This is a genomic window from Pandoraea sp. B-6 (genome assembly GCF_000282835.1).
Classification (GTDB): Bacteria; Pseudomonadota; Gammaproteobacteria; order Burkholderiales; family Burkholderiaceae; genus Pandoraea; species Pandoraea cepalis.
Window position 1 is genome coordinate 23,246 of sequence record NZ_KB290542.1, and the last position, 17,899, is coordinate 41,144.

The 17,899-nt window shown below is 63.9% G+C and carries 15 protein-coding genes and 1 pseudogene; 3 read left to right on the forward strand and 13 right to left on the reverse strand.

The genetic code is table 11. The annotated features are described in order from the left end of the window. The first annotated feature begins 124 nt into the window (after positions 1–124). Together zapD and yacG are read left to right on the forward strand one after the other, a co-directional pair. Entirely contained in the window at positions 125–880 is a 756-nt protein-coding gene (gene zapD / locus A985_RS0117880) for a cell division protein ZapD (protein ID WP_017234742.1), read from the forward strand. Between the two features lie 4 nt (positions 881–884). After that, positions 885–1,079 carry a DNA gyrase inhibitor YacG gene (yacG, locus tag A985_RS0117885; protein ID WP_017234743.1) on the forward strand — a complete coding sequence of 65 codons (195 nt, stop codon included), beginning with the start codon at positions 885–887 and terminating at the stop codon, positions 1,077–1,079. Positions 1,080–1,210: 131 nt separating this feature from the next. On the opposite strand, the gene A985_RS0117890 is transcribed toward yacG, so the two are convergent. From A985_RS0117890 to secA, 4 genes are all read right to left on the reverse strand, one after another. Further along, the gene (locus A985_RS0117890; protein ID WP_017234744.1) at positions 1,211–1,684 is read right to left on the reverse strand and encodes an NUDIX domain-containing protein; all 474 of its coding nucleotides are present in this window, start codon (positions 1,682–1,684) and stop codon (positions 1,211–1,213) included. 110 nt (positions 1,685–1,794) lie between these two features. Next, positions 1,795–2,676, reverse strand: a complete 882-nt coding sequence (locus A985_RS0117895) for an ATP-binding protein (RefSeq protein ID WP_017234745.1) — start codon at positions 2,674–2,676, stop codon at positions 1,795–1,797. 206 nt (positions 2,677–2,882) lie between these two features. Next, on the reverse strand, positions 2,883–4,112 hold the full coding sequence (gene argJ, locus A985_RS0117900) for a bifunctional glutamate N-acetyltransferase/amino-acid acetyltransferase ArgJ (protein ID WP_017234746.1): 1,230 nt from the start codon (positions 4,110–4,112) through the stop codon (positions 2,883–2,885). Between the two features lie 163 nt (positions 4,113–4,275). Beyond that, positions 4,276–7,071, reverse strand: a complete 2,796-nt coding sequence (secA, locus tag A985_RS0117905) for a preprotein translocase subunit SecA (RefSeq protein ID WP_017234747.1) — start codon at positions 7,069–7,071, stop codon at positions 4,276–4,278. Between the two features lie 305 nt (positions 7,072–7,376). Between secA and A985_RS0117910 the strand changes: the two genes are divergently transcribed. Further along, positions 7,377–7,844 (forward strand): DciA family protein, encoded by a 468-nt coding sequence (locus A985_RS0117910; protein WP_017234748.1) that lies wholly within the window; start codon positions 7,377–7,379, stop codon positions 7,842–7,844. A gap of 143 nt (positions 7,845–7,987) precedes the next feature. On the opposite strand, the gene lpxC is transcribed toward A985_RS0117910, so the two are convergent. The 9 genes and pseudogenes from lpxC to A985_RS26065 all read right to left on the reverse strand — a co-directional run. Beyond that, on the reverse strand, positions 7,988–8,902 hold the full coding sequence (lpxC, locus tag A985_RS0117915; protein ID WP_017234749.1) for a UDP-3-O-acyl-N-acetylglucosamine deacetylase: 915 nt from the start codon (positions 8,900–8,902) through the stop codon (positions 7,988–7,990). A gap of 538 nt (positions 8,903–9,440) precedes the next feature. Then, entirely contained in the window at positions 9,441–10,631 is a 1,191-nt protein-coding gene (gene ftsZ, locus A985_RS0117920; RefSeq protein ID WP_017234750.1) for a cell division protein FtsZ, read from the reverse strand. 106 nt (positions 10,632–10,737) lie between these two features. Continuing rightward, positions 10,738–11,970 (reverse strand): cell division protein FtsA, encoded by a 1,233-nt coding sequence (gene ftsA, locus A985_RS0117925; protein WP_017234751.1) that lies wholly within the window; start codon positions 11,968–11,970, stop codon positions 10,738–10,740. 22 nt (positions 11,971–11,992) lie between these two features. After that, complete coding sequence (locus A985_RS0117930) at positions 11,993–12,829, reverse strand: cell division protein FtsQ/DivIB (RefSeq protein WP_017234752.1); 837 nt, start codon at positions 12,827–12,829, stop codon at positions 11,993–11,995. Positions 12,830–12,876: 47 nt separating this feature from the next. Then, on the reverse strand, positions 12,877–13,860 hold the full coding sequence (locus A985_RS0117935) for a D-alanine--D-alanine ligase (protein WP_017234753.1): 984 nt from the start codon (positions 13,858–13,860) through the stop codon (positions 12,877–12,879). Between the two features lies 1 nt (position 13,861). Beyond that, a complete protein-coding gene (gene murC / locus A985_RS0117940; protein WP_017234754.1) occupies positions 13,862–15,271 on the reverse strand; it encodes a UDP-N-acetylmuramate--L-alanine ligase in 1,410 nt (469 codons plus the stop codon). 1 nt (position 15,272) lies between these two features. After that, entirely contained in the window at positions 15,273–16,376 is a 1,104-nt protein-coding gene (murG, locus tag A985_RS0117945) for an undecaprenyldiphospho-muramoylpentapeptide beta-N-acetylglucosaminyltransferase (protein ID WP_017234755.1), read from the reverse strand. Then, positions 16,373–17,641, reverse strand: coding sequence for a putative lipid II flippase FtsW (ftsW, locus tag A985_RS0117950; RefSeq protein WP_017234756.1), 1,269 nt, complete (start codon positions 17,639–17,641; stop codon positions 16,373–16,375). Before ftsW ends, murG begins: the two co-directional genes overlap by 4 nt. Beyond that, positions 17,638–17,899: pseudogene (locus tag A985_RS26065) on the reverse strand (UDP-N-acetylmuramoyl-L-alanine--D-glutamate ligase); the annotation flags it as partial. The gene ftsW and the pseudogene A985_RS26065, both read right to left, overlap by 4 nt.

A 17,899-nucleotide genomic window follows, 5' to 3' on the forward strand; every position in this document is an offset into this window, starting at 1 on the left:
CATGAACAGCGCCGCTCGCACGCCCCGCCTTCGATTGAGCGCCCACGCGCGTTGCGCCTCGACAGATTCCGGCATTAGAATGTCGCCATTACGCTGAAAAGCGCCAACTTCTGGGCCAACGCGCTTGATCCTGTACGAATATCCGCTCAACGAACGCATTCGCACGCTGCTTCGGCTGGAAGAGCTGTTCGGGCGCTTTGCCTTTTTCGTCGGGCAGGATCAGCCGCTCGATCATCACGCGGCGCTGATCACGATGTTCGAGATTGCCGACATCGCCGGACGCACCGACCTGAAGAACGAACTGGTCAAGGAACTCGACCGGCAACGTCAGACGCTGACCACCTATCGCGGCAATCCCGATATCGCCTCCGACGCACTCGAACAGTTCATCGGCGAAGTCGAGTTGGCGATCGCGAACCTCAACCAGATTCCCGGCAAGCCCGGCCAGCATCTGAACGACAACGAATGGCTAGCCAGCATTCGCAGCCGCTCGGTGATCCCCGGCGGCACGTGCCGCTTCGACCTTCCGTCGTATTACGCGTGGCGTCACAACGATGCCGAGCAGCGCCGTCAGGACATCGATAAATGGATCGGCCCGCTGTTTCCGATACGCGACGCCCTTGGCATCGTGCTGGGGCTCGCCCGGGAGTCCGGTCACGCCAGCAAGGCGATGGCGCAGCAAGGCAGCTACCAGCAGATGCTGACCGGCCGTGTCTATCAACTGATGCAGGTGAGAGTGGCGCCCGAGTTGCGGGTCATTCCCGAAGCCAGCGCCAACAAGTACATGCTGTGGGTGCGCTTCACCACACAGGACGGCGATCTCAAACCGCGTCCGGTCGACAGCGACGTGCCGTTCCTGCTCACGCTCTGCAATCTCTAAATCCATGACGACCGTCGTCAACTGCCCGACCTGCGGCAAGAAAGTGGTTTGGGGACCCGAGGCGAAATTCCGCCCGTTCTGCTCGGAGCGTTGCAAGCAGATCGACATCGGCGCTTGGGCGGCAGAGAAGTACACGATCCCCGCCGACTCGCCCGACGATCCCTCGCAAGACGCCCCGCTCGATCCGACGCAGCGCTGATGCGCTGATGCCGCACAGCGCGCACGGACGACCCTCATCCCACCCAACGCAAAAGGCACCCTCGCGGGTGCCTTTTGTGCGTCTGGGAGCGCGCTCGGAACCGCGGCGTCACCGGTCAACCGGTCAATCGATCACTCGGCAGCGTCGCGACTGGCCGCTACGGCCGCCCCCGACGACTTTGCGGCGAGCTCCTCCGAGAGCCAGCTCAGCGGCGGCAGCGCCGCCGGCAGCAACGGCTCCACGCTCACCGGCGGGCGCTGCCATGCCAGTGCCTGCCCTTCCTTGCCGTGCGGCTCGCCCTGCCATGCGGTGACTTTGCAGAAATGCAGACGCACATAGGCATGGGGGTAATCGTGTTCGAGGACGCGCCACGGCGCGCAACGCTCCACCGTCACCCCCAGTTCCTCGTGCAGTTCACGCGCGAGCGCCGCGGCGACCGACTCGCCCGCCTCCAGCTTGCCCCCCGGAAACTCCCAATAACCCGCGTACGGCTTGCCCGCCGGACGCTGACCGAGGAGCACCGAGCCATCCGCGCGCACCATCACGCCGACGGCCACTTCCGTGATGGGACGCCCATCGGGCGCATATCGTTTCGACACTGTCATAGTCCTTCGCCATCCTTGCGCCATCTGCGCACTCTGCGCTGCCTGCGGATTTCCCGGTCGAACGGTGCATGTCATGGCCGATGGCCCACGGCGCCCCGCTCGACCGCACGTTACGAGGCGTGTGACGCACTCCGAAGCTTGCCCGCCCAGTCGCGAGCGAACTGGAAAGCCACGCGCCCCGAACGCGAACCGCGCTCGAGCGCCCAGATCAGGGCTTCATGACGCGCCGATTCCGTTTGATCCGCCGGCACGCCAAAATGCTGCAACCAGTGGCCGACGATCGTCAGGTAGTCGTCCTGCTTGAACGGGTAAAAGCTCACCCACAGCCCGAATCGCTCGGACAACGAGATCTTCTCTTCGATCACTTCACCCGGATGAATCTCACCGTCATCGGTGTGGCGATAGCTTTCGTTGTCCTTCATGTACTCGGGCAACAGATGACGGCGATTCGACGTCGCGTAGATCAGCACATTGTCCGACTGCGCGGCCACCGAGCCGTCGAGCGCAACCTTCAGCGCCTTGTAGCCCGACTCACCATCTTCAAACGACAGGTCGTCGCAGAACACGACGAAGCGCTCGGGACGCTGCGAAATCAGATCGACGATATCCCCCAGATCGACCAGGTCATCCTTGTCGACTTCGATCAGACGCAGGCCTTCCGAGGCGTACTGATTCAGGCAAGCCTTGATCAGTGACGACTTGCCCGTGCCGCGCGCACCGGTGAGCAACACGTTGTTGGCCGGCTCGCCATGCACAAACTGACGCGTATTCTGTTCGATCAGCCCTTTCTGGCGCTCGATATTCTGCAGATCGCCCAGCGTGATCGTCGACACATGCGCCACGGGCTGCAGAAATCCGCGCCCCTGTTTCTTGCGCCAGCGAAAGGCCACCGCGGCGCTCCAGTCGATCTCGGGAGTGGCCGGCGGCAACATCACCTCCAGCCGGGCCAGCACGCCTTCCGCGCGCGTGAGGAACTGCTCCAACTTGTCCATGCTTCGAAATCCCCGCGCCGCTCACGGGCGCTTGTGTCGATGCTTCGTCGTGTTGTCGTTTCCTTTCGCTGCCCGCCGCGGTGCTTTTGTCACCTGCCGGCGATGGGCCGATACTGCCGGCCAGTGCCGCTGACGCAGGGCCGACGCCGATCGGGCATCGACACGCGGCGCCCCCGGTGGGAGGCGCGCGGCGCTCGCGTCAGGGCTTAGGAACGGTAATCCGCGTTGATGCTCACGTAGTCGTGCGAGAGGTCGCACGTCCACAACGTGGCGGCGGCGTCGCCGCGCCCGAGCACCACGCGGACCGTGATTTCGCTTTGCTTCATCACGCGCTGTCCCTCTTCCTCGCGATAGTCGGCATTGCGGCCGCCCGCGCGGGCGACCAGCACGTCGTCGAGATAGAGGTCGACCTTGCTGACGTCGAGGTCGTTCACCCCCGCATAGCCGATGGCGGCCAGAATGCGGCCCAGATTCGGATCGGACGCGTAAAACGCCGTCTTCACCAGCGGCGAATGCCCGATGGCATAGGCGATCTGACGGCACTCCGCCACATCGCGGCCGCCCTCGACCGTCACGGTGATGAATTTGGTCGCGCCTTCGCCGTCGCGCACGATCAATTGCGCCAATTCCTGCGAGATCGACAGCAAGGCGTCGCGGAACGCGGCAAAGGCAGGCGTGTCCGTGCTGGCGATTTCCGGCAGATCGGTCTGACCCGTGGCCGCGACGATAAACGAATCGTTGGTCGACGTATCGCCGTCGATGGTGATGGCGTTGAACGAACGATCCGCCACGTACTTGACGAGCGCGTCGAGCACCGGCTGCGCCACGCGCGCGTTGGTGCCCACAAAGCCGAGCATGGTTGCCATGTTCGGCTTGATCATGCCCGCCCCCTTGCTGATGCCGGTGAGGACGAGGGTCTTGCCTTCGATCACGATCTCACGCGAGGCGGCTTTCGGCAGCGTATCGGTTGTCATGATCGATTGCGCTGCCTCGTACCAGTGCGCAGACGCCAGATTGGCAATGGCTTGAGGCAGACCGGCGACCAAACGGTCAACCGGGAGCGGTTCGAGGATCACGCCGGTCGAGAACGGCAAAATCTGGTTCGGATTGACCGACAGCAGCTTGGCGAGCGCGTCGCACGTTGCCCGCGTGGCGACCATGCCTGGTTCGCCGGTGCCCGCGTTGGCGTTGCCCGTGTTGACGACAAGCGCACGAATGCCCGCCTGCGCGGCCAGATGGGCCTTACAGACCGTCACCGGCGCCGCGCAGAAGCGGTTCGTCGTGAAAACGCCTGACACCGTGCTACCGGAGGCCAGTCGCATGACCAGCACGTCCTTACGGTTCGGCTTGCGGATATTGGCTTCGGCCCAGCCCAGTTCGACGCCGGGCACGGCGCGCAGTTGGGAGGCTTCGATCGAGGGGAAATTGACGGCCATGTGGGTTCGCCCGCGAGAGATGAGCGTTACAGCTCCCGCCCTGGCGATGTCGGCACGACACTCCGCCGGGGCGGCGGTTGATCGGTGCGGCCGGTCGAAAAACCGGCGCTACAAACGACGCGGCGCCGATCCTGAGTCGGCGCCGCGTCGATCGGTTCACATCTTAAGACAGTTTGCCGTGGCAGTGCTTGAATTTCTTGCCACTGCCGCACGGGCAGGCATCGTTGCGACCAACCTTCGGCAACAAGTCGCCGCCGGCCATCGCCGCGCTTGCCGCCTGGGCCAGCGCCGAAACCACCGGACGCCCCGCGTCTTCGTCGATCTCGCCGTCGCCGCCCACCGTCTCGAGTTCGTCGTGCTTGAACTCGACGTTGATCAAACCGCCCGCGCTGTCGTCGAGCGCTTCCGTCGCCTGTTCGAGCTCCTCCTGCGACTGGATACGCACGTTCATGATGACGCGCGTGACTTCGAGCTTGATGGTCTCAAGCAACTGGGCGAACAATTCGAACGCTTCGCGCTTGTATTCCTGCTTCGGATTCTTCTGCGCGTAACCGCGCAGATGGATGCCTTGACGCAGGTGATCCAACGCGGCCAGATGCTCGCGCCAGTTGGAATCCACGCTCTGAAGCATGACCGAGCGCTCGAACCCTGAGAACGACTCGCGTCCCACCAGTTCAACCTTGGCCTGATACGACGCTTCGGCGGCGTCCATCACTTCCTTGAGGATGTCCTCGTCGTCGATTTCTTCCGAGCCTTCGATACGCGACTGCAGCGGCAAATCGAGCTGCCACTCTTCGCGCAGCACCGTCTCCAGCCCCTTGAGGTCCCACTGTTCTTCGACCGTACCGGCCGGCACGCAGGTGCGCACTAGATCCTGGAACACGCTCTGACGCATGCCGGCGATGGTGTCCGAGACGTCTTGCGCTTCGAGCAGTTCATTGCGCTGCTGGTAGATCACCTTGCGCTGATCGTTGGACACGTCGTCGTATTCGAGCAGTTGCTTGCGCACGTCGAAGTTTCGCGCTTCGACCTTGCGCTGTGCCGACTCGATCGAACGCGTGACAATGCCCGCCTCGATGGCTTCGCCTTCCGGCATCTTCAGCCGATCCATGATCGAACGAACGCGGTCGCCGGCGAAGATGCGCAGCAGCGGATCTTCCAGCGACAGGTAAAAACGCGACGAGCCCGGATCGCCCTGACGGCCTGAACGGCCGCGCAACTGGTTGTCGATACGGCGAGATTCGTGGCGTTCGGTACCAATGATGTGCAAACCGCCTGCCGTCTTCACCTGCTCATGCAGACCCTGCCATTCGTCCTGCAATTGCTGGATGCGGGCTTGCTTGTCCGCGTCGGACAGGCTCGCATCCATTTCGATGAAACCCGATTGCTTCTCGACGTTGCCGCCCAGCACGATGTCGGTACCACGACCGGCCATGTTGGTGGCGATGGTGATGACGCCCGGACGCCCCGCCTGCGCGACGATCTCGGCTTCGCGCGCGTGTTGCTTGGCGTTGAGCACCTGGTGCGGCAGCTTCGCGCTCGTGAGCAGTTGCGAGAGGTACTCCGACGTCTCGATCGACGTCGTGCCCACCAGCACCGGCTGACCACGCTCCACGCAATCGCGGATGTCCTTGATGACCGCGTCGTACTTTTCCTTGGCCGTCTTGTAGATCTGATCCTGACGGTCGATCCGCTTGGGCGGGCGGTTGGTCGGGATCACCACCGTCTCGAGGCGATAGATCTCGTTGAATTCGAACGCTTCGGTATCCGCCGTCCCGGTCATGCCCGAGAGCTTGGCGTACATGCGGAAGTAGTTCTGGAACGTGATCGAGGCCAGCGTCTGGTTCTCATGCTGGATCGAGACGCGCTCCTTCGCTTCCACCGCCTGGTGCAGACCTTCGGACCAGCGGCGACCGGCCATCAGACGGCCGGTGAACTCGTCGACGATGACGATCTCGTCGTTCTGCACCACGTAATGCTGGTCCTTGTGGAACAGCGTGTGCGCGCGCAGGGCGGCGTACACATGGTGCATGAGGGTAATGTTCTGCGGCGCATAGAGACTGTCGCCCTCGGCGATCATGCCCCACTCGGCGAGCAGTTGCTCAGCCTTCTCGTGGCCGCGCTCGGTCAGGAACACCTGACGCGCCTTCTCGTCGAGCGTGTAATCGCCCGGCACCTCGACGCCCGTGCCGTCCGACTTCTCTTCACCGATCTGACGCTCGAGCATCGCCGGCAAGCGATCCATCTTCACATACAGCTCGGTGTGATCTTCGGCCTGGCCGGAGATGATGAGCGGCGTACGTGCCTCGTCGATCAGGATCGAGTCCACTTCGTCGACGATGGCGTAGTTCAGCGTGCGCTGCACCCGCTGCTCGGTCTCGTAGACCATGTTGTCGCGCAGGTAGTCGAAGCCGAACTCATTGTTCGTGCCGTACGTGATGTCGGCCGCGTACGCTGTCTGCTTCTCGTCATGCGGCATCTGCGACAGGTTGATACCCACCGACAGGCCGAGGAAGTTGTACAGACGTGCCATCCACTCGGCGTCGCGCTGGGCCAGGTAATCGTTGACGGTCACGACGTGCACGCCCTTGCCCGATAGCGCGTTCAGATAGGCGGGCAATGTCGCAACGAGCGTCTTGCCTTCGCCCGTGCGCATTTCGGCGATCTTGCCGAAGTGCAGCACCATGCCGCCAATCAGCTGAACGTCGAAGTGGCGCATCTTGAGGACGCGCTTGCCGGCTTCGCGGCACACCGCAAAGGCTTCGACCAGCAACGAATCCACGCTCGCCCCCTGGGCGATACGTTGCTTGAATTCCTCGGTCTTGCCGCGCAGTTGCTCATCGCTCAGCTGGGCGATCTGCGGCTCGAGGGCGTTGATCGCCGAGACGGTTTTCTGGTACTGCTTGATAAGCCGCTGGTTACGGCTGCCAAATACTTTTTTAAGAAGACCGGGAATCATCGGATCACTGGTTAGGGCGGCAAATGTCGTTCGCAATCGTGCAGTCGGTCGGCAAACTTCGCAACGCTTCAGGGGTTTTGCCCCACGCGTGCCGAATCGCCCAACGCGCCTGCGCGCTGCGGGTCACCGGTGTTTGGCACTCAGGCCTCTCGCCGGTTCGATACCTATACTAAAAAAAGGATTCTAGCATGCTGTCATGGCGCGTCCCGCTGGCCTCGGACGCGGGCCGTCCGGCGTTTTCGGCGTTCGGACCGAGGTGACGCCCGATGGCGGGGTAAAATACGCGGCAACCTCTGTCTCATCATATGAAACGACCCAAAGCTCCCCGCGTTGCCCGCCCGCTCACCGATCTGCTGTGCGCCTCCGACGGCGCCGGCTCTTTGCTGGCCGCCGCCGAACAACTGGGTCGACTCGAGCGAGACGTACACGCGTTGTTACCCGCCGCGCTCAGCGGCAGCGTCCGGCTAGCACCGCCGCGCGAGGGCGCCCTGGTCTTCCTCGTCGCCAATAATGCACTGGCGGCTCGGCTGCGCCAGCAAACGCCGTCACTGATCGAGGGGCTGGCGACACGCGGTTGGCTGATTCGCACGATCCGGATCCGTGTGAGCATCACGGCGCCCGAACCCCAGAAGCCGCCCAAGGAGGCGCGCCTGTCCCGGCAGGGCCTTGTCAGCCTGCGCGATCTGCGCGACGCGCTGGAGCCATCCCCGCTTCGCGATGCCCTGGCTCGCCTGGTGGCCCGCCATTCCTACGGCGGTCCGCGCAAGCCTTGAATCCGTCGGTCGCCATGGCGCGACGCATTCAAGCGCAACGCCGATTTGGCACGCGCGTCAAATAAAAAAGCGCCGCAGAGTCGGCGCTTTCGTTTTGTTACATCTGCGCCCCACCCGCCGGCGCTTCCTATGGCCTGCGCGATTTACGCGAACTGGGTCTGCGGCTCGAACTGGAAGCCGCGCGGTGCGTCTTCGGCGTGCTCGAACGTGACAATCTCATAGGCCTCTTGTGCGAGTAGCTCGCGCAAGAGCTGGTTGTTCAGACCGTGCCCCGACTTGTACGCCGTGTAGGACGCCAGCAGCGGATGGCCAATCACGTACAGGTCGCCGATGGCGTCGAGCATCTTGTGCTTCACGAACTCGTCGTCGTAACGCAGACCGTCGTTGTTCAGGATGCGGTACTCGTCGAGCACGATGGCGTTGTCCATGCTGCCGCCGCGCGCCAGGCCCAGTTCGCGCAGCATCTCGACCTCATGCGCAAAGCCGAACGTACGGGCGCGCGCAATCTCCTTCGCGTAGGACGTATCGGCAAAGTCGATCTCCAGCGCCTGACCGGTGCGATCGACCGCCGGGTGACGAAAATCGATGGTGAACTTGAGCTTGAAGCCTTCGTACGGCTCGAGACGGGCGAACTTGTCCCCTTCGCGAATCTCGATCGGCTTCGTCACACGAATGAATTTCTTGGCGGCCGCCTGCTCTTCGATGCCCGCCGACTGAATCAGGAAGACGAACGTTGCTGCGCTGCCGTCCATGATGGGAATTTCTTCGGCCGTCACATCGACATACAGATTGTCGATGCCCAGCCCCGCGCATGCCGACATCAGGTGCTCCACGGTGGAGACCCGCGCGCCCTCTTTCTGCAGCACCGACGCAAGACGCGTGTCGCCAATCGCCATCGCCGACGCCGGAATCTCTACAGGAGGATTCAGATCGGTACGGCAGAAGACGATGCCCGTGTTGGGCGGCGCCGGACGCAGCGACAACTCGACCTTGCGACCGGAGTGCAAGCCGATGCCGACTGTCTTGGCGATGGATTTGAGAGTGCGCTGCTTGAGCATGCTATTTATTTAAACTATCAGACGCTAGTGACCATAGATGCAATTATACCAGATGGAAGCCTTCATCGCTGTGCCACAAACGCAACGCTTCGTTACTAAACATTCCGAATTCTGCCGCATCGATTCGTCCACATCCCTATCGCGACACGAAATAGGCCGTTTCAAAAATCGACATCAGGCCAAAGCCTGGGCGTCGCCCATCGTCGGGGCACCCCGGCCGCCGCGACGGAGGCATGCCGCAGCGGTCGGGGGACAGATCCGCGAGACCGGGTCAGGGATCCGAACGCTTACCCGTAACGTTCGTGACCTGTGAAGCGTAGACACCGCTTGCGACGCTGGTTGTCGCAGCGATACGGCATCTCGCGTCTTCACAACCTCGCCGTATCGTCATGCGGACTCGTACTGCGGCGCGCCATCCCCACGCCACACGGCATGGTCGTTGGAGCGACGACGAATCCTCACGACGACCTGCATAGGTCTCGCGATTCCCAAGGTGCGGCGGCACCAGGCACTGGCACCTGGTCCGCGCGCGACCCTGTCAGTCGGCTTGCTTGCGCAGGAAGGCCGGAATGTCGTACGTGTCGACACCCTTTTCCTGCAATGCGGCAACGTGCGACGCCGCGGTCTCGCGCGTGCTGCGCCACACGGCCGGCGTATCGAGCGCGCCATAGTCCGTACCGCCCGCCTGACCGACATTCGGCACGTGGCCGGTGGCGATCGGCATATTGTCGGTACCGGTCTTGAGCAACGTCATCGGTGCGGCAGCCTTCTTCGCGACAGCACGGCCCAGGCCGGTCGCCACAACAGTCACGCGCAGCGCATCGCCCATCTTGTCGTCGTACACGGTACCGAAAATCACGGTCGCGTCTTCGGCAGCGTAGCTCTTGATGGTGTTCATCACTTCACGCGTTTCCGACAGACGCAGCGAACGCGATGCCGTGATATTGACCAGCACGCCACGCGCACCCGACAAGTCCACACCCTCGAGCAGCGGGCTCGCCACGGCTTGCTCGGCCGCCAGACGCGCACGATCGACACCTGCCACCGTCGCCGTCCCCATCATGGCCTTGCCTTGTTCGCCCATCACCGTCTTCACGTCTTCAAAGTCGACGTTCACCAGACCGTCGACGTTGATGATTTCGGCGATGCCGGCCACGGCGTTATGCAGCACGTCGTCGGCGCACTGGAAGCACTTGTCCATCTCGGCGTCGTCGCCCATGACTTCGAACAGCTTGTCGTTGAGCACGACGATCAGCGAATCGACGTTGTCTTCCAGCTCCTGCGCGCCCGTCTCGGCCACGCGCATGCGCTTGCCGCCTTCGAACTCGAACGGCTTCGACACCACGCCGACGGTCAGAATGCCCATTTCCTTGGCAATCTGCGCCACCACCGGTGCCGCGCCCGTGCCCGTGCCGCCGCCCATGCCGGCGGTGATGAACACCATGTGTGCGCCACGCAAGGCGTCGGCCACGCGCTCTCGGGCTTCCTCAGCCGCCGCACGTCCCATCTCCGGCTTGGCGCCTGCGCCCAGACCGGTCTTGCCGAGCTGGATGCTCACGCTGGCCTGCGAGCGGCCGAGTGCCTGAGCGTCGGTGTTCATGGCGATGAAGTCCACGCCCTGCACGCCCCGGTTGATCATGTGCTGGACGGCATTGCCGCCAGCGCCACCAACACCCACCACCTTGATGATGGTGCCGTTGGTTTCCGTTTCCAACATTTCAAAGTTCATAGCGCCTCCAGTGATATAAAAGCAGATCCGGTATTGCGGGTCACGGGCAGCTCGGGTAAGCCACGCGTGTTTTCAACACCGAATCCACACCCCTCAAAAAACACCATTAAAAATTGCTGAAGAACCAGTCGCGCATGCGCGACCAGACCTGATTCGCTTGCCCCGACTGCACCGCGACCTTGCGCCCGCGCATGCGTTGGGAACGTCCTTCGAGCAGCAGCCCCATCGCGGTCGCGTAGCGCGGGCTGCGCACCACGTCGGCCAGACCGCCCGCATACTCCGGCACGCCAATACGTACCGGCTTGAGGAAGATGTCCTCGCCCAACTCGACCATGCCCGGCATCATCGCCGCGCCGCCGGTGAGTACGATGCCCGAGGACAGCAGTTCTTCGTACCCCGACTCGCGCACCACCTGCTGCACCAGCGAGAACAGCTCTTCGACACGCGGCTCGATCACCGCCGCCAGCGCCTGACGCGAGAGCGTGCGCGGACCGCGCTCGCCCAGCCCCGGCACTTCGATCATTTCGTCCGGATCGGCCAGCGACTGCTTGGCGATGCCGTGCTGAATCTTGATGTCTTCCGCATCCGGCGTCGGCGTGCGCACCGCCATCGCGATGTCGCTCGTGATCTGATCGCCCGCGATCGGAATCACGGCCGTGTGACGAATCGCGCCTTCACTGAAGATCGCGATATCGGTCGTGCCGCCGCCGATGTCGATCAGCACCACGCCCAGTTCCTTCTCGTCTTCCGTGAGCACCGAAATGCTCGACGCGAGCGGTTGCAGAATCAGGTCGTTCACTTCGAGGCCGCACCGGCGCACGCACTTCACGATGTTCTGCGCCGCCGAGACGGCGCCGGTCACGATGTGCACCTTCACTTCAAGACGGATGCCGCTCATGCCGATCGGCTCGCGCACGTCTTCCTGACCGTCGATGATGAATTCCTGCGTGAGGATATGCAGCACCTGCTGGTCGGTCGGGATGTTGATCGCCTTGGCCGTCTCGATGACGCGCGCCACATCGGCCTGCGTCACCTCCTTGTCCTTGATCGCCACCATGCCGCTCGAATTGAAGCTGCGAATGTGGCTGCCGGCAATGCCCGTGAACACGTTGGTGATCTTGCAGTCGGCCATCAGCTCGGCTTCTTCGAGTGCACGCTGAATGGACTGCACCGTGGCCTCAATGTTCACCACGACACCTTTTTTCAGCCCGCGCGATTCGCTCTGGCCGAGGCCAATCACTTCATAGCGGCCTTCAGGGCGCAGTTCGGCCACCACCGCCACGACTTTCGACGTGCCGATATCGAGGGCGACCAACAGATCCTTGTAATCTTTGCTCATAGCGTGTGTAAGTCCTGAAGTCTCACTGGCTTCGCTTCTGCCGCGCGGCAGGTTGCGCAACGGCCGGCTTTTGCGAATCCCGCTTTTGCACCGGTGCCGCGGCAAGCTTCTTGGCCTGGTCTTCGCTCAAGAAACGCATGCCCGCGGCACGCACGGCAAAACCGTTCGGGTAACGCAGATCGGCATACTCGATCTGATTTCCCCAGCGCGCCGCTACCTGCGGATACGCTTGTACGAAACGCCTGCTGCGTGTGGCGAGGGACTCGGCGGTTCGCTCTCGTCCCAGCGCCAGTTGCACTCCCCCGGAGAGCCGTACGCTCCATGCGTAACGATTCGACAGCGTGACCGCTTCGGGTTTCATTTTCAGCGGCGCGAACCACCTCACGAAGTCGTAGTACCGCGCCGTCACATCCTTTTCGCTGCCCGGCGGGCCGGCGAACTCGGGCAGCTTGCCGTCGTCCTCGGCTTCGGCCAGATTCGCCGCGAACAGCTCGCCGTCCACACTCACCAGACGGCCATCGTTCCACGTGGCCAGCGGCTTGTATTCCTCGATCGTCACCGAGAGCCGGTTCGGCCACACACGTCGCACGCTTGCATGGCGCACCCACGGCACGGCCTCGAACGCCGCTCGCGTGGCGTCCAGATCGATCGTGAAAAAATTGCCCTTCAGGCGCGAGACGGCATTCGCGCGCAAGGTCGGACCGTTGATGTGAGACACGTCCCCATCGATCTGCACCGCCGTCAGCGTGAAGATCGGCCGCTGAATCAGCCAATGGCCGCCCGCAGCGAGCGCCGCCAGCACGACGAGTGCGACGAGCGCACTCGCGATGGCGTTGAGCAGGCGTACGTTTTGCCACATGGCGATTTGCTTTCCGTATCGGGGCGTTCTTCAACGCGTTCAAGGTTTTACTCGGGTTTCCACTGCGCGTTCGGATGCAGATCGAGCGTCGCGGTGGCCAGGATTTCGACAACCAGGTCTTCGTACGACAGCCCCGCCGCGCGCGCCGACATCGGCACCAGCGAATGGCCCGTCATGCCCGGCGAGGTATTGATCTCCAGCAGGAACGGCTTGTTGTCACGCTTGCGCAGCATCACGTCGGCGCGCGCCCAACCACGACAGCCCAGCGCGAGATAGGCGCGCAGCACCAGGCGCTGCACCTCCTCCTGCAACGACACCGATAGCGGCGGCGGGCATTCGTAGCGCGTATCGTCCTTGAAATACTTGTTCTGGTAGTCGTAGTTCGCGTCTGGCGCCACGATGCGGATCACCGGCAGCGCACGCGCGGCCGCCGCGCCCTTCGTGCCCACGCCAAGCACCGGCACGGTCAGTTCGTCGCCATCGATGAATTCTTCGGCGAGGACGTCCGGATCCAGGGCGACTGCCTTCTCGAAGGCCGCCTTCAGTTGCGACGCCTCGGTGACCTTTGTCAGGCCAATCGTCGAGCCTTCGCGCGACGGCTTGACGATGAGCGGCAGGCCGAGATCGCGGGCCACGGCATCGAAGTCGCTGTCGGCGCTCAGCATCGCGAAGCGCGGCGTCGGCAGCCCTTCGTTGATCCATACGCGCTTGGTCATCTCCTTGTCCATCGCCAGCGCGGAGGCCAACACGCCGCTGCCGGTGTACGGAACCCCCAGATGCTCGAGCACGCCTTGCAGCGTGCCGTCTTCGCCATAGCGGCCATGCAGCGCGATGAACACCCGGTCGAACTTCTGCGCGGCGAGCGCCGCGAGGTCGTGCATGCCGGTATCGAACGCATGCGCATTCACCCCGCGCGCGCGCAGGGCTTCGAGCACGCCATTGCCCGAGATCAGCGAGATCTGACGCTCGGCCGAGCGCCCGCCCATCAGGACGCCCACCTTGCCGAAACGTTTCGGATCGAAAGCACTCACTTCAAACTCCTTGCTGAACTTGCAACTTGCCGGGCACCGCGCCGATGGAGCCGGCACCCATGGTGATCACGACGTCGCCCGCACGGGCGACTTGCAGAATGGCGTCGGGCAGTTGCGCAACGTCTTCCACGAAAACCGGTTCTACCTTGCCCGCCACGCGCAGGGCGCGCGACAGGGCCCGACCGTCGGCCGCCACGATGGGCGCCTCCCCGGCCGAATAGACTTCGCCGAGCACCACGGCGTCAGCGTCGGACAACACCTTCACGAAGTCTTCGAAGCAATCGCGCGTACGCGTGTATCGATGGGGCTGGAAGGCCAGCACGATGCGACGTCCCGGGAACGCGCCGCGGGCCGCCGCGAGCGTTGCCGCCATCTCGACCGGGTGATGTCCGTAGTCGTCGATCAACGTGAACGTGCCGCCGCCGCTCGACTTCGGCAGCGCGATGTCGCCGTAGCGCTGGAAGCGCCGGCCCACGCCGTTGAATTCGGCTAGCGCTTGCTGGATAGCAGCGTCCGGCACCTCAAGTTCGGTCGCGATCGCAATCGCCGCCAGCGCGTTGCGCACGTTGTGCTCACCCGGCAGGTTCAGTGTGATGTCGAGGGGCGCGGCACCGGCGCCGAACCGGCGCAGCACGGTGAAGCGCATCTGGCCGGCGTCCGCACGCACATCGATGGCGCGCACCTGTGCGTCTTCCGACAGGCCGTAACGCACGATCGGCTTGGAGACGAACGGCAGGATCTCGCGCACGTTCGAATCGTCCACGCACAGCACGGCGATGCCATAGAACGGCAGGCGCTGCGTGAACGCCACGAACGACTGCTTCAGACGCGCGAAGTCGTGTCCATAGGTGTCCATGTGATCGGCATCGATGTTCGTGATGACCTCAATGACCGGATTCAGGTTCAGGAACGAGGCGTCCGATTCGTCGGCCTCTACCACGATGAAGTCGCCCGTGCCGAGCTTGGCGTTCGCGCCGGCGCTGTTCAGTCGGCCGCCAATCACGAACGTCGGATCGAGCCCACCCTGCGCAAGCACGCTCGCCACGAGACTCGTCGTGGTTGTCTTGCCGTGCGTGCCGGCGATGGCGATGCCCTGCTTCAGGCGCATGAGTTCGGCGAGCATCAGCGCGCGCGGCACGATGGGAATCTGACGGGCACGCCCCGCGAGCACTTCCGGATTGTCCGCCGTGATGGCGGTGGACACGACGATGGCGTCCGCCCCTTCGATATGCTCGGCCGCGTGGCCGCGGGCCACGCGCGCGCCAAGACTGACGAGGCGCTGCGTCACCGCGTTGTCGCCGAGATCGGAGCCGCTCACCTGATACCCCAGGTTGAGCAACACCTCGGCAATGCCGCTCATGCCCGAGCCGCCAATGCCGACGAAGTGAATGTGTTTGACGATGTGTTTCATTTCAATCCTTGGCCAGAGCCGCGCACACGCGCGCCACTTGTTCGGTGGCGTCCGGCTTGGCGAGCGCCCTGGCTTTCTCTCCCATCGCGAGCAGCGATTCGCGCGTCTGACGGCGCAACCACTCGGCCAGGGTCTCGACCGACAGCTCGCGCTGGTCGATCAGCGTTGCCGCGCCCTTGTCGGCGAGGAAACGCGCATTGGTTGTCTGATGGTCGTCGACGGCATGCGGGAACGGCACGAACAACGCCGCCACGCCCGCCGCCGCGACTTCGGCCACCGTCATCGCGCCCGCCCGACAGATCACCAGATCCGCCGCCGCGTAAGCCGCGACCATGTCGTCGATGAACGGCACGGCATCGACCGTCACCCCCGCTGCCGCGTAGTTCGCCTGCAGCGTCTGAATATGTTTAACGCCCGCCTGGTGCGTGACCTGCGGACGCGCGTCGCGCGCCAGCTTCGCCAGCGCCTTGGGCACGATCTCGTTGAGCACCGTCGCGCCAAGGCTGCCGCCCACCACCAGAATACGCAGCGGCCCGGTGCGCGCGCGGTAGCGCTCGGCCGGCGGCACCATCTCGTCGAAGTCGGCACGGATCGGATTGCCGACCCATTCGCCGCCGGCGATGGTGTCGGGGAACGCGAGCAGCACCTTGTCGGCCACGCGCGCAAGGACCTTGTTCGCCATGCCGGCCACCGAATTCTGCTCGTGCAGCACGAGCGGACGCCCCAGCAGCGACGCCATCATGCCCGCCGGGAACGTGATGTAGCCGCCCATCCCGAGCACCACGTTCGGCTTGACGCGGCGCATCGCGCGGAAGCTCTGCCAGAACGCGCGCAGCAGATTGAGCGGCAGCAGCAGCTTGGTCATCGGGCCCTTGCCGCGCAAGCCGCCGAACTTCACGAACTCCATTGGAATGTCGTACTTCGGCACGAGCGTCGCTTCCATGCCTGCCGCATTCCCAAGCCACACCACGCGCCACCCCTGCACACGCAGGAAGTTGGCGACCGCGAGCCCCGGGAAGACGTGACCGCCCGTGCCGCCGGCCATCACCAGCAGCGTGCGCGTCTTCGTTTCCGGGGCCGACATCGCGGTGGCGCGCTCGGTCATACTTTTCCTCCCCGCATCAACACGCGGTTCTCGTAATCGACCCGCAGCAGAATCGCCACGGCCACACAGTTGAGCAAGATGCCCGAGCCGCCATAGCTGACCAGCGGCAGCGTGAGGCCCTTGGTCGGCAGCAAGCCCAGATTCACGCCCATGTTGATGAAGGTCTGCGCAGCGAGCCACACGCCCACGCCCTTCGCGAGCAGGCCGGCGAACGTGCGTTCGAGCGCCAGTGCCTGGCGCCCGATCTCGAACGCGCGGCGCACCATCCAGTAAAAGAGCAGGATGACGACCAGCACGCCCACGAAGCCGAACTCTTCGCCGATCACCGCGAGGATGAAGTCGGTGTGTGCTTCGGGCAGGTAGTGCAGTTTCTCGATGCTCCCGCCCAGCCCCACGCCAGTCCATTCACCGCGTCCGAACGCGATGAGCGAATGCGTAAGCTGGTAAGCCTTGCCGAGCGCGTAGTCCTCGCGCCACGGATCGAGATACGCGAAAATCCGCTCGCGACGCCACGGCGACAACCAGATCAGCATGGCGAACGTGCCCACGGCCGTGAGCGCCAGTCCGCCGAACAGGCGACCGTTCACGCCGCCGAGGAACAGCACCCCCATCGCGATGGCCGCGACCACCATGAAGGCGCCCATGTCCGGCTCGAGCAGCAGCAACATACCGACGAACACAACGGCGATGCCCATCGGCAAGAAGCCCTTGCGGAAGCTCTGCATGAATTCCTGCTTGCGAACGGTGTAGTTCGCGGCGTACAGCGTGACCGCGAGCTTCATGATTTCCGACGGCTGCAGATTGAGCACCCCGAATGGAATCCAGCGCTTCGAGCCGTTCACGCCCTTGCCCAGGTGCGGGATCAGCACGATCACGAGCAACATCAGCGCCAGCAGAAAGACCTTGGGCGCGAGCTTGTCGAGTGTCTTGACCGGAATACGCAGCGTAATGAGGGCCGCGACCAGTCCGATCGTCAGCGAGACGATGTGACGCACGAGAAAGTGGTACGTCGTGTATCCGCTGTACTTCGGTGAGTCCGGCAGCGCGACCGATGCCGAATACACCATCACCAGCCCCAGCGACAGCAGCGAAATCACCACCCAGACGAGCGCGTGATCGTATTCGAGCATGCGCGAGCGGGTCGGCTTGATGCTGCCGAGCGTACGGCTCGCGGCATGGGTCGCGGCCCCGGGAGGGCCCGCCGTACCTGCCCCGGCAAAGCCGGCCTGACGCTTCTTGCTGAAGAACGACTTGATACGGTTCATAGCATCACCCCCGCGTCGGCGGCCAGATCAACCACGGTGTCGCGAAACACTTGCGCGCGATGCTCGTAGTTGCGGAACATGTCGAAGCTCGCGCAGGCCGGCGAGAGCAGCACCGCGTCGCCCGGCTGGGCCAGCTTCGCAGCGTCTCGCGTGGCGGCTTCGAGCGTCGGGGCATCGATCAGATCGACGCCCGTGTCGGCCAGCGCTTCGCGCAGCCGCGGCGCGTCGCGGCCGATCAGCAACACGGCGCGCGCGTGA

Bases quoted from the DNA above. Each gene is read 5' to 3' on its own strand.
- yacG (WP_017234743.1), top strand. From the start codon at position 885: ATGACGACCGTCGTCAACTGCCCGACCTGCGGCAAGAAAGTGGTTTGG.
- A985_RS0117890 (WP_017234744.1), bottom strand. From the start codon at position 1,684: ATGACAGTGTCGAAACGATATGCGCCCGATGGGCGTCCCATCACGGAA.
- A985_RS0117895 (WP_017234745.1), bottom strand. From the start codon at position 2,676: ATGGACAAGTTGGAGCAGTTCCTCACGCGCGCGGAAGGCGTGCTGGCC.
- argJ (WP_017234746.1), bottom strand. From the start codon at position 4,112: ATGGCCGTCAATTTCCCCTCGATCGAAGCCTCCCAACTGCGCGCCGTG.
- secA (WP_017234747.1), bottom strand. From the start codon at position 7,071: ATGATTCCCGGTCTTCTTAAAAAAGTATTTGGCAGCCGTAACCAGCGG.
- A985_RS0117910 (WP_017234748.1), top strand. From the start codon at position 7,377: ATGAAACGACCCAAAGCTCCCCGCGTTGCCCGCCCGCTCACCGATCTG.
- lpxC (WP_017234749.1), bottom strand. From the start codon at position 8,902: ATGCTCAAGCAGCGCACTCTCAAATCCATCGCCAAGACAGTCGGCATC.
- ftsZ (WP_017234750.1), bottom strand. From the start codon at position 10,631: ATGAACTTTGAAATGTTGGAAACGGAAACCAACGGCACCATCATCAAG.
- ftsA (WP_017234751.1), bottom strand. From the start codon at position 11,970: ATGAGCAAAGATTACAAGGATCTGTTGGTCGCCCTCGATATCGGCACG.
- A985_RS0117930 (WP_017234752.1), bottom strand. From the start codon at position 12,829: ATGTGGCAAAACGTACGCCTGCTCAACGCCATCGCGAGTGCGCTCGTC.
- murC (WP_017234754.1), bottom strand. From the start codon at position 15,271: ATGAAACACATCGTCAAACACATTCACTTCGTCGGCATTGGCGGCTCG.
- murG (WP_017234755.1), bottom strand. From the start codon at position 16,376: ATGACCGAGCGCGCCACCGCGATGTCGGCCCCGGAAACGAAGACGCGC.
- ftsW (WP_017234756.1), bottom strand. From the start codon at position 17,641: ATGAACCGTATCAAGTCGTTCTTCAGCAAGAAGCGTCAGGCCGGCTTT.